Source organism: Duganella sp. CT11-25, assembly GCF_047302815.1.
In the GTDB taxonomy this organism is placed as follows: domain Bacteria; phylum Pseudomonadota; class Gammaproteobacteria; order Burkholderiales; family Burkholderiaceae_D; genus Rugamonas.
The window spans coordinates 4483268-4494298 of record NZ_JBKBFD010000001.1; the positions used below are offsets into that span (position 1 = coordinate 4483268).

General features: G+C 65.1%; 13 protein-coding genes. 5 read left to right on the plus strand and 8 right to left on the minus strand.

All coding sequences use genetic code 11. The features are described 5' to 3' along the window. Nucleotides 1-11 precede the first annotated feature (11 nt). Complete coding sequence (locus tag ACEN9F_RS19205) at nt 12-221, plus strand: hypothetical protein (RefSeq protein WP_413422328.1); 210 nt, start codon at nt 12-14, stop codon at nt 219-221. Here ACEN9F_RS19205 and ACEN9F_RS19210 read toward each other — a convergent pair whose 3' ends face one another. Together ACEN9F_RS19210 and ACEN9F_RS19215 are read right to left on the minus strand one after the other, a co-directional pair. Beyond that, entirely contained in the window at nt 222-1412 is a 1191-nt protein-coding gene (locus ACEN9F_RS19210; RefSeq protein WP_413422330.1) for an alpha/beta hydrolase family esterase, read from the minus strand. A gap of 9 nt (nt 1413-1421) precedes the next feature. After that, a complete protein-coding gene (locus ACEN9F_RS19215) occupies nt 1422-1835 on the minus strand; it encodes a CopG family transcriptional regulator (protein ID WP_413422332.1) in 414 nt (137 codons plus the stop codon). Between the two features lie 85 nt (nt 1836-1920). Between ACEN9F_RS19215 and ACEN9F_RS19220 the strand changes: the two genes are divergently transcribed. The 3 genes from ACEN9F_RS19220 (at nt 1921) to ACEN9F_RS19230 (ending at nt 4087) form a co-directional block, all read left to right on the plus strand. After that, nucleotides 1921-2127, plus strand: coding sequence for a DUF1289 domain-containing protein (locus tag ACEN9F_RS19220; RefSeq protein WP_413422334.1), 207 nt, complete (start codon nt 1921-1923; stop codon nt 2125-2127). Beyond that, nucleotides 2124-3032, plus strand: a complete 909-nt coding sequence (locus ACEN9F_RS19225) for an MBL fold metallo-hydrolase (RefSeq protein WP_413422336.1) — start codon at nt 2124-2126, stop codon at nt 3030-3032. Before ACEN9F_RS19220 ends, ACEN9F_RS19225 begins: the two co-directional genes overlap by 4 nt. 101 nt (nt 3033-3133) lie before the next feature. Then, nucleotides 3134-4087, plus strand: a complete 954-nt coding sequence (locus ACEN9F_RS19230) for an NAD(P)H-dependent flavin oxidoreductase (protein WP_413422338.1) — start codon at nt 3134-3136, stop codon at nt 4085-4087. Nucleotide 4088: 1 nt separating this feature from the next. Here the strand turns inward: ACEN9F_RS19230 and ACEN9F_RS19235 are convergent, their stop codons facing one another. The 3 genes from ACEN9F_RS19235 to ACEN9F_RS19245 all read right to left on the minus strand — a co-directional run bounded on the left by ACEN9F_RS19235 (nt 4089) and on the right by ACEN9F_RS19245 (nt 7635). Continuing rightward, nucleotides 4089-5558, minus strand: a complete 1470-nt coding sequence (locus tag ACEN9F_RS19235) for an amidohydrolase family protein (protein ID WP_413422340.1) — start codon at nt 5556-5558, stop codon at nt 4089-4091. Nucleotides 5559-5636: 78 nt separating this feature from the next. Next, nucleotides 5637-6746: a helix-turn-helix domain-containing protein gene (locus ACEN9F_RS19240; protein WP_413422342.1), complete on the minus strand. Its 1110-nt coding sequence runs from the start codon at nt 6744-6746 to the stop codon at nt 5637-5639. Between the two features lie 4 nt (nt 6747-6750). Beyond that, nucleotides 6751-7635: a LysR family transcriptional regulator gene (locus ACEN9F_RS19245; RefSeq protein WP_413422344.1), complete on the minus strand. Its 885-nt coding sequence runs from the start codon at nt 7633-7635 to the stop codon at nt 6751-6753. A 101-nt stretch (nt 7636-7736) separates the two neighbouring features. On the opposite strand from ACEN9F_RS19245, the gene ACEN9F_RS19250 reads away from it, so the two are divergent. Beyond that, a complete protein-coding gene (locus ACEN9F_RS19250) occupies nt 7737-8750 on the plus strand; it encodes a zinc-dependent alcohol dehydrogenase family protein (RefSeq protein WP_413422346.1) in 1014 nt (337 codons plus the stop codon). Here the strand turns inward: ACEN9F_RS19250 and ACEN9F_RS19255 are convergent. The 3 genes from ACEN9F_RS19255 to ACEN9F_RS19265 all read right to left on the minus strand — a co-directional run bounded on the left by ACEN9F_RS19255 (nt 8747) and on the right by ACEN9F_RS19265 (nt 11026). Continuing rightward, nucleotides 8747-9316 (minus strand): hypoxanthine-guanine phosphoribosyltransferase, encoded by a 570-nt coding sequence (locus ACEN9F_RS19255; protein WP_413422348.1) that lies wholly within the window; start codon nt 9314-9316, stop codon nt 8747-8749. The genes ACEN9F_RS19250 and ACEN9F_RS19255 overlap by 4 nt on opposite strands. A gap of 101 nt (nt 9317-9417) precedes the next feature. After that, nucleotides 9418-10674, minus strand: coding sequence for a phenylacetate--CoA ligase family protein (locus ACEN9F_RS19260; RefSeq protein WP_413422350.1), 1257 nt, complete (start codon nt 10672-10674; stop codon nt 9418-9420). Nucleotides 10675-10678: 4 nt separating this feature from the next. Beyond that, complete coding sequence (locus ACEN9F_RS19265) at nt 10679-11026, minus strand: MmcQ/YjbR family DNA-binding protein (RefSeq protein ID WP_413422352.1); 348 nt, start codon at nt 11024-11026, stop codon at nt 10679-10681. Nucleotides 11027-11031: the final 5 nt, after the last annotated feature.

Genomic DNA, 11031 nt, shown 5'->3' on the forward strand with positions numbered 1-11031 from the left:
CGTGGGCACGAATGGATTTCCTGCACCAATCCACGTTGGTGCGGATGGATCATCACAACCAGTCGATGATGGACCGGATGGATCGCGGTTTCCTGCAAGTCAACGACAGGATAGACCGACTCGACGAGCGACGCAGCCGCGATATGCACTGGATGATCGGGCTGCTGGTTGCCAATACCACCGCCCTGGTCGGCATCGCCATCCGCCTGCTCGCGATGTGATCAGCGGAGGGTGCTGAAGAAGCGCAGCATTTCGCGGCTGGCGTCCGGGCCCTTGGCGTCGGTGTAGGTGCCGTGGGCGCTGCCGCCCGACCAGGCGTGGCCGGCGCCGTGCACCACCCAATGCTCGCCGACCGGCGTGCCGTCCGCCTTGGTATGCTTGGTTTGCGTGTAGCGGTAGCCGTTCGGCACCGTGCCCGATTGCACCGATGGCCGCGCGCCCTTATGGCTGTTCAGCCGCTGCTCGATTACCTGCTCGCCGTTGCGCGGATTGACGGTGGTGTCGCTGTCGCCGTGGAACACGATGATGGGCTGGGTGCTGTTGCCGCCCTTGTGCGCATTGGCCGCGCCGCGCTTCATCGCGTTCAGCGCCGAGGGCAGGTCCTGCGCCGAGGCGAACGGCAGGCCCGAATGCACGCCCACCGCCGCAAACAGTTCCGGATACAGCGTGCCGACGATGACCGCCATCGCGCCGCCGGCCGACAGCCCGGCCACATACACCTGGCGCTGGTTGACCGGGTACTCGTCGATGATCTGCTGCGCGATGCCGGCGATGATCGACGGTTCGCCCTGGCCATGCTGCTGGTCGATGGCGTTGAACCAGTTCCAGCACTTGGACTGGTTGGCGTTGGCGGTCTGCTCGGGGTAGGCCACCAGCCATTCCATCTCTTCGGCCAACTGGTTCATCTGCGTGCCGGCGGCGAAATCGTCCGGGTTCTGGGTGCAGCCGTGCAGCATCACCAGCAGCGGCATGGCCTTGCCGCGATACGTGGACGGGATGTACAGCTTGTAGTTGCGCGAGCCCGCGTGATTCGCGTAGCTGCCGCGGATGAACTGCGCGCCCTCCGGCAGCGGAATCGCCGGCGCCGGATGCAGCAACGAACCGACATCGATCGCGCGGTCGATATTCGCCTGCAGGTCGATCTGGATGCCCATCCGGTTCAGCATGTCCTGCGCGTACTCGGTCGGATGCGTGGCCGGATTCGGCGTGGCGGCCGGCGCTGCGTGCGGCGCGGAAGCGGGCGCGGCCTCGGGCACGGCGCCGCGTGGCGCCGCATGGCCCGGCGGCGGGTTAATGTCGCGCATGGGCGGCGGCGACGGCGGTGCGGACGGGCGCTGCAGGTGGATGCTTTGCATTGCTTGTTGCAGTTTCTGCGCGGTTTCGCGCATATTGGCTAAAAACGGTAGTTTCATGCTGGTCCCTTAATGGATGCGCTGCGCCAGTGCGGTCTTGAGCATCGCGCTGGCGTGCAGCGAGCCGAGTACAAAAATCGATTCAATGGTCGCCAGCGCCAGTTCGACCGAGACGTCGCTGGCGATGCTGGCCAATCCCAGTACCTGGATCTGCAGGCGCTGGCCGGCGGCCTGGATCGCCTCCAGGTCGGCGCGCGAGTAATGCTGCATGCCAAGTACCAGGCTTTTGCGCGCGACGGTCTGCTTGACCACGTCCGCGTGCTGGTTCAACTGATTGCGGATCGCCGTTCTGATCAAATCGGTACGGTTCGAGTAGAACCCTTCCTGCACCAGCAGGTCTATCTGTCCAAGGTCGATGGGACCGAGGTTGATTGTGATCTTTTCCGATTCGGCGGTCTTCAGTTTTAATTCTTGCTTGGCCATCTTCTCCATCCATTCACCATCTGTATGGATGGTAGTATGGGCTCGAAACTCCCAAAGTCAAGGATGTTCAGGTCATAATGTCGCCATGAGTGAACTGACTAACATTACCCCTGTGCCATCTCCTTGCGTCAGCCTGTGCAAGATGGACTCCGACCGCCAATACTGCATGGGCTGCCTGCGAACGATTCCAGAAATCATTGCGTGGGGCAAAGCCGACGACGACTACAAGCGCGCCGTGTGGGCGGAACTGTCGCTGCGCCGCCAAACCGTCCATTTCGACGAGGAAGAATGAACGCGCTGCCGGATTCGATACAGGTATTTGAACGGGGCTGGCTCTCGTCCAACAACATCCTGTTGCTGGGCCGCCACGACACGGCCATCATCGACACCGGCTACCTGAGCCACGCGCCGCAGACGCTGGAGCTGGTGCGCCACGCGTTGCATGGCCGCCACCTGGACCAGGTCATCAACACCCATTTGCATTCCGACCATTGCGGCGGCAATGCGATTTTGCAGGCGCACTACGGCAGCCGCACCTCGATTCCCGTGGCCGAGGCGGAAAAAGTGCGCCATTGGGACGTGGAGGCGCTCAGCTTCAAGGCCACCGGCCAGCGCTGCGACCGCTTCACCTTCGACGCCACCATCGCGCCCGGCGACGTGCTCAAGCTGGCCGACCTGGAGTGGCAGGCGCTCGGCGCGCCCGGCCACGATCCGCATTCGCTGATTTTCTATTGTCCGCAGGAGCGCGTGCTGGTCTCGGCCGACGCGCTGTGGGAAAACGGCTTCGGCGTGATCTTCCCGGAGCTGGACGGCCTGTCCGGCTTCGCCGAGGAGCGCGCCACGCTGGACCTGATCGCCGGCCTGGACGTGCGGCTGGTGATCCCCGGCCATGGCGCGCCGTTCGACGATGTGGCCGGCGCGCTGGCGCGAGCCCGGTCGCGGCTGGACTACCTGGCGGCCGATCCGGTGCGCAACGCGCAGAACGCGCTGAAGGTGCTGCTCAAGTTCCTGCTGCTGGAGCGGCAGCGCATCGCGCTGGCAGACGTGCCGCAACTGCTGCTGGCGATGCCGGTGTTCGACGCCGCCAACCGCAACTTCTTGCGCCAGACGCCGGAACAGCTGGGGAGCTGGGCTGTCAGCCAACTGGTACGTGCTGCAGCCGCACGTATCGATGGTGAGTACTTACTCAACGAGTAAATGCCGGGCAAATATAGAGGAACTCGCCTAGTTTCTGCACGACCGTACTTTTTTCGATCTATAATCGGTTTTCCGATTAATTTTCCGACAGCGAGTTCGCCATGGCCCTGCCTGCAGCGTTGCAAAATCTTTCACTCCCAGTCATTGCATCCCCGATGTTCATCGCCAGCGGCCCGGCCCTGGTGGCGGCGCAGTGCAAGGCCGGCATCGTCGGCTCCTTCCCGGCGCTGAACGCGCGTCCGGCGGAACTGCTGGATGTCTGGCTGACCGACCTGCAAAAGGAACTGGCCGATTTCCAGGCCGCCAATCCCGGCAAGCGCGTCGGCCCGATCGCCGTCAACCAGATCGTGCACCAGTCGAACGACCGCCTCGCGCATGACGTCGACGTCTGCGTCAAGCACCAGGTCCCGATCATCATCTCCTCGCTGCGCGCGCCGCCGAAGGAAATGCTGGACGCGATCCACAGCTATGGCGGCATCGTCATGCACGACGTGATCTCGATCCGCCACGCGCAAAAAGCGCTGGAAGCGGGCGTCGATGGCCTGATCCTGGTGGCCAGCGGCGCCGGCGGCCATGCCGGCACCCTGTCGCCGTTCGCGCTGGTGGGCGAGGTGCGCAAGTTCTTCAAGGGCCCGATCGCGCTGTCCGGCTCGATCGCCACCGGCGACGCCATCCTGGCGGCGCAGGCCATGGGCGCGGACTTCGCCTACATCGGCTCGCGCTGGCTGGCGACGCAGGAATCGAACGTCAGCGACGACTACCGCGAGGCGATCGTGGAATCGGCCGCCGCCGACATCGTGTACTCGAACCTGTTCACCGGCGTGCATGGCAACTACCTGAAGAAGTCCATCGTGGCCGCCGGCCTGGATCCGGACGCGCTGCCGCAGGCCGACAAGACCGCGATGAACTTCGGCTCCAGCAGCGCCAAGGCCTGGCGCGACATCTGGGGCGCGGGCCAGGGCGTCGGCCTGATGGACGACATCCCGACCACCGCCGACATGGTGGCCCGCCTGAAGGGCGAATACGACGTCGCGCGCGCTCGTCTGGGCCTGTAATCTATTTGCCGGCCGCCAGGCTGCCGCGTGCAGCCTGTTTGCCGCGCACCCATACCGTCTCCACGCTGTCGTAGGCGCGGATGTCGGCCAGCGGCGAGGTCTTCATCAGCACCAGATTGGCGACCTTGCCCGCTTCTATCGTTCCCAGATCCGCATCCAGCTTGAAGGTGCGCGCGTTGTTGATGGTCGCGGCCTTGAAGATCTGCGCCAGCGACATGCCGGCGCTGTGCAGGTTCCGCATCTCCAGATAGCCGTTCAGGCCAGGCACGTTGCCGTAGGTGGGCGACGACGGCGTATCCGTGCCGAAGACGAAATTCGCGTCCTTGCCCGCTAAATAGGCAACCACCTGGCGCTGGCGGCGCAGCGGCGCTTCCATGCCTTGCCGCACCGCCTCGTCGGTTTCGTCTTCGGTGACTTCCTGCTTGAACCAGTTGCCTTCCGGCGTCTTGAGCCAGGCCAGCATGGACGGCGGCAATAGCTTGGCCAGCGCCGGATGGTTCAGATACGTGGGATCGACATAGGCGCGCAGGCCGTAAAGCACCTGCATGGTCGGCTGGTAGCCGATGTTGCGCTCGACGATTTTGTCGAGCAGCTGCTTGATTGCGGCCGGCAGTTCCTTTTCCTTATTCAGCTCACCCCAGTGCCACATACCGTGGGCCAGCACGTCGACGCCGCCGTTGACGGCGAAGGTCTGCGCCTCGAAGGAATTGCCGTGCGTGACCAGCACCAGGCCTTCTTCGCTCGCCGCCTTACGCACATCCGCATACACGGCGGGGCTCATCACCGGCAGGTTGCGCTGGTTGCCGAAGCCGTGCTCGTAGTGCGTCTTGACGCAGATGGCGCCATCCGCCTTGACCCGCGCCACGCCCTTGGCCGGGGTGTAGTCCTCCGGCCTGTACCTGGCGGGGATCTTGTCGGCCTGCGCCGGATCGTAGATAAAGTTGGAAAACATCTCGAAGCGCGTTTCCGGCGGCGCGTACGAGGACGGATAGCCGTTGGCGAACACCAGCGGCGCGCCGCAATCGTAGACGTCCGGGTGCAGCGGCGACTGTTTGACCTTGTCGATGAATTCGCGGCTGCCGGCGGCCAGATCGATGACCGTGGTGTAGCCGTAGTAGAGGAAGGATCGCGGCATCTGCGCGAAGTAAGCGTTGGCCATGACCTGCATTTTGTCGGCCTGCTCGAAGCTCATGCCGGGAACGGCGAACAGGTGGACGTGCGAGTCGATCAGGCCGGGCGTCAGGTAGCCGCCTTTGCCGTCGACGCGGCGTGCGCCTGTGGGCATTGCCGCGCGGGCGCCGCGCTCCACGCGGACGATGCGGCCGTCTTCAACCAGGACGCTGCCGGCCTCGATGCGGTCCAGTTTTTCCGGCGACACCAGCTTGACGTTGGTGATCCAGGTCTGCTGGCCGGCCGTGGCCTGGGCGCAGATCAAAAGGGAAAGGCTAGCGATAAGACGGTTTAATTTCATGCTGGGCTCCGTGTTGTGAGGAGTCCAGTTTGTCGCCGGGAGCACTGTATTGCGCCCCAAATGATGATTTGGCACGCGCTACGCGGCGGTGTCGGCCTGGCTGCGAAACTCGCCCGGCGTCAGGCCGGTTTGCTTCTTAAATGCGCGGTTCATCGCGCTTTTACTGTTAAATCCAGCCGCCAGCGCCAGGTCGAGGATGCTGGCGCTGGCCTGTCCGGGGTCATGCAGGGCGTTTTTGAGCGTCTCGACGCGGTAGCGGTTCAGGTAATCGGCAAAATTGGCGCCGCAGTGTTCGTTGATCAGCCGCGACAGTTCGTGCGGTGTCATCGCCACCTGCGCGGCCAGTTCTTCCAGCTTCAATTCGCCGTTGCGATACGGCCGGTCGTGCTCCATGCAGGCGGTCAGCCGGACCAGGAAGGCATCGCGGTCGGCTGTGGATAACTGGTTGCCGGCGTAGCGTGGCCTGGGCGGCGATGGCGGCGGCAGTGTTCGAGGACGGTAGCCCAGCGGCAGCCGCATCGCGGTGAAGGCGGTGCCGAATACGAACAGCATCAGGGCGATGCCATCGACCGCATCGCCGGACACCGGCCGTTCCGCATCCGCGATCGACATCGCCAGCGCGACGACGCTCAGTGCGGCGCTGACCATCCAGATCCGCATCAGCCGCCGCAAGTCGTGCACCAGGTCCGAATCCGCCGGCACGCGGCGCATCAGCCGGTAGCTGGCGCGAATGTAGAACAGCAGGATCGCCAGCTTGGCCAGGCCGGCCAGCGTCAGATACCAGGGCCACCCGTTCCACTGGCGCATCCATGCCAGTTTTTCGTCGGCCGAGCGCAGGTAGAACGGCATCATCGCCAGCGTGGCGACGGCGAACGGCACAAAATGCAGCAACGCGCGGCGGCCCAGCGGCTGGTCGGACAGCATCGCGTGCAGGTAAAGATAGAGCAATGGCCCGACGGCGAATCCCAGCGTGGCGATGGACAGCGCGCTGTGCGGATACTGCGGATACAGGTGGTTGAGTCCAAGCCAGGTATGGCCGAGGATTGCTGAAAAAATGAGCAGCAACGCCGACAGCAGCCGATTGGCGGCCCGCATCTCGGGCTGGCGGCCGCTGAGCAGCGATATCGTCAGCAGGATGCCCTGGCCGATGGCGAGCAAAAATAACCAGGACAGTATCGAATTGAGCATGTGATTAATTCTGCACCAGATAATCGATCAGCGCGCGAACTTTGAGCGCGACATGGCGGCCGGGCGTGTACACCGCGTGCACGCTGCCGGTGTAAGGCTCGTCGAATTCCCAGTCCGGCAGCACCTGCCGCACGCGGCCTGCCGCCAGCGCGTCGCGCGCGGCGAAATCCGGCACCAGGCCGATGCCGCCGCCTGCCTCCACCATGCCCACGATGGCGGCGCTGTTGTTGATGGTCAGCCGCGCCGGGATCGTGACGCCGAGCCGTTCGGCGCCGCGCGTCAGCGTCCATTCGCCGCCGAAGCGGCCATAGCCCAGATAGCAGCAGCGGTGCGACGGCAGATCGCCGGGCGCGGCAGGCGCGCCGTGCCGGGCCAGATAGTCCGGCGACGCGATCAGGACATAGCGCATCGCGCACAGCGGCCGCGCCGCCAGCCCGGGCGCCAGCTCGCGGGCGATGCGGATCGCCAGGTCGATGCCATCTTCTGCCAGGTCGACGGTGCGGTCGACCAGCGTCAGGCGTACATCGACTTCTGGATAGGCATCGAGAAAACCGGGCAGCCGCGGCGCCAGCCAGGTTTGCCCGAACACCACCGGCGCGCTGACGCGGATCACGCCGTTCGGCCGCGCGCTGTAGCTGCCGGCCATCGCATGCACCTCGCGCGCGGTGCTGAGCATGCGGACGCAGGCCGTGTGCACCTGTTCTCCCAGTTCCGTCATCGACAGGGCGCGGGTGGTGCGCAACAGCAGGCGGCCGCCCAGGTGCGCCTCCAGCCGCGACACGTGGCGGCTGACGGCGGAGGTGGTGATGCCGAGATGCCGCGCAGCCGCCGAAAAGCCGCCGCTGTCGACCACCTGGGCGAAGATCGCCATTTCCTTCAGCATTTCCATCGCCGTCCTCCTTCGTTGCGTTCAGATCAACAAGCCTTTGCATTTTAGGCTAATTGTTTAATTTTTAGCGCAGATCGATACTGGGTTTTTTGGGAGGACATATGGATTACACTGTTTTTCGCACCGATGGGCTGGGTGGCCTGCTGCCGCGCCGGCAAGCAATCCGGCCGCTGGACCCGACGGAAGTGAGGATTGCCGTGCGCGCGGCGGCGTTGAATTTCCGCGACCTGTACTTCGTGCGCGGCAACCGGCACCGCGCCGCCATCGCCGATCGCATTCCGCTGACCGATGCGGTGGGCGTGGTCGAGGCAACCGGCGGCGCGGTCACGCGCTTCAAGGTTGGCGACCGCGTGCTGAGCACCGTGCTGCCCAACTGGATAGACGGTCCGCTGACCGCCGCCGGCCTGGCCGGCTCGCCCGGCAGCGCGGACCGCGACGGCGTGCTGGCCGAGAAAATCCACGCCGATCAGGACGAGCTGGTGGCCGCGCCGGCGCATCTGTCCGACACCGAGGCCGCCACACTGCCGGTCGCCGCGCTGACCGCGTGGCATGCGGTGGCGGAGCTGGGCACGGTCAAGGCCGGCGACACGGTGGTGGTGCAGACGACGGGCGGCGTGGCGGTGTTCGCGATCCAGTTTGCGGCGGCGCTGGGGGCAAAGGTGATCGTGGTGTCGCGCTCGGAGGACAAGCTGCGCAAGGCCTTGCGGCTGGGCGCGGCGGCGGCGATCAATTCCAGCATCATGCCGGAGTGGGACGCCGAAGTGCTGGCGCTGACCGGCGGCGCCGGCGCGCAACTGGTGCTGGACATGGGCTTGAACGATTCGCTGCGGCAGTCGGCGCGCGCCGCCGCGTTCGAGGGCACGGTGGCCATCATCGGTGTGGTGCAGGAGCAGACCAATCCGCTCGATATCTATACGGTGATGAACAAGAACCTGCGCGTGCGCGGCGTCGAGACCGGCTCGCGCGCGATGTTCGAGCGCATGAACCGCTTCATGGAACAGCACCGCCTGCATCCGGTGCTGGATTCGGTGTTCGAATTAAACCAGGCCAGCCAGGCGCTGGACCGGCTCACCGCCAGCCCCTTCGGCAAGGTGGTGCTGGCGGTGGCCGCTTAGCTCTCGGTCTGGATCGCCCACAGGCCGGGCAGGTTGCGCCAGTAGCCGTAGGCGTCCATGCCGAAGCCGACCACGAAGCGGTTGGGGATCGTGATGCCGACGATGTCGGCCTTGACCGGCTTGGCCTTGCCGATCGCCTTGTCGGCGAAGACGGCAAGGATCACTTCGGATGCGCCCATGTCCAGCAGGCGCTGCTTGACGTGGGCCAGCGTTTCGCCTTCGTCGAGGATGTCGTCCAGCACGATGACGGTGCGGCCGGCCACGTTCGAGCGCGGCACCACTTTCCACACCACTTGTCCGCCCTGGTCGTCATCGCCATAGCGGCTGACGTGGATGTAGTCGAATTCAAGCGGGAAGGTCAGCTGCGGCAGCAGGTTGCCGGTGAAGACCACGGCGCCGCCCATCACGCCCAGCACCAGCGGGAATTCCTCGCTGTCGGGACGGTTGAAGCGGGTGTTGAGGGTGTCGGCCATCGCGGTGACGGCGCTGTCGACGGTCTCTTTGCTGAACAGCTGTTCCGCGTTCTCCAGCAGGGCGCGGGCGCGGTTGTGGTGGAAGTCTTGCATGATCTTCTGCGTCTTCTAAAAACAGGTGGGAAGACCGCTATTATCCGCCATATCCCATGCTGCCGCTCGTCGTTGGGTTTACGCCACAATCTACCGTCGTTCTACTTATAGTCGCGGACGTCGTCGATCACCTTGCCGTCGCTGGGCAGGCTGCCGATGGCGGCAAACCTGACCTCGCCGCGCAGCTTGGTCAGCTCGCGTATCGACTCGACGATGGCGGCGCCGTTGCCGGCGCCGGCCGGATCGGCCACTTCGCAGTGCAGCGTCATCACGTCCTGCGCCATGCTGCCGGAGACCACCAGCCGCGCCTTGACGATTTCCGGATGGCGGCGCGTGACCTCGTGCACCTGCGACGGATGCACGAACATGGCGCGCACCTTGGTGGTCTGGTCGGCGCGGCCCATCCAGCCCTTGATGCGGGTGTTGGTGCGGCCGCACGGCGAGGCCGGCGCATCGGTCAGGATTGCCGACAGATCGCCGGTGGCGAAGCGGATCAGCGGATAGTCCGGGTTGAAGACGGTGACGACGACTTCGCCGATTTCGCCTTCGGGCACGGGATCGCCGCTGCCGGGGCGGACGATCTCCAGGATCACGTCTTCATCGAGCACCATGCCGGGCACGCGCACGCCGCCGCTGCTGGTTTCGTAGGCGATGCTGCCGATATCGGCCGAGGCGTACATCTGCAGCGCCAGCGGCACGCCGTGCGCGGCGAACCACTCGCGCAGTGATTCGGGCAGCGCCTCCGCGCCCAGCATGGCGTGCTTGATGCTGCCGATGTCGGCGCCCATTTCCTGCGCCTTCTCGATGATGATCTTCAGGAAGGACGGCGTGCCGACATAGGTGTCCGGCCGCAGCGCGCTGATGGCCTGCACCTGCATTTCGGTCTGGCCGCTGCCGGCCGGGATCACCGCGCAGCCGATGCGCGCGGCGCCGCCTTCGACCATGAAGGCCGCCGGCGTGAAGTGATAGGAGAAGCAGTTCTGCAACAGGCCGCCGGAACGCACGCCGGCCGCGTACATCGGCCGCGCGAAACGCCACCAGTCCTGGCCTCGACCCTCGGGATCGAAGATCGGGCCGGGCGACATGAACACCCGCGCCAGCTGGCCGACCGGCGTGGTGTTCAAGCCGCCGAACGGTGCTTGCTGCTTTTGCAGCGCATGCAGCTCGGACTTGCGCGTGACCGGCAGCGTGGCCAGCGCGGCGCGGCTGTGGATATCGGCGGCGTTCACATTGTGCAGGATGCGCGACCAGCCGGCGGCTGCCTTGGCGCGCGCCACCAGTTGTGGCAGGCGCGCCATCAGTTCGCGTTCGCGCTGTTCCGGTGGGCGCGTTTCCAGGCTATCGAGGGTATCGGCCATATGGCTATCCTTGTATTTCGCGTTGCAGCTTCTTGGTCAGCTTGGCGAACACCAGTTCATAAGAGCGTTTCAGCAGCGCGCCCGCTTCGGCGTCGCTGATGGACTTCAGGTCTTCGATGTACACCCATTTGGCGCGCGCCAGGTAGGGCGCGGGGATGATGCCGGGGCGGTCGGTCAGTTCCAGGAAGCGGTCATCGTCGACCTTGAAGCTGATGCCCTTGGCTTTGTCGTCGAGCTCCGTGACGGCGAACATTTTCTCGCCGACCGAGAACACCAGGTCGGCGCCCCACTTGGTGTCTTCGGTGGCGCCGGGGAAGGAGCGGCACAAGGCCTTGGCTTTCGTAATATTCATTGCGG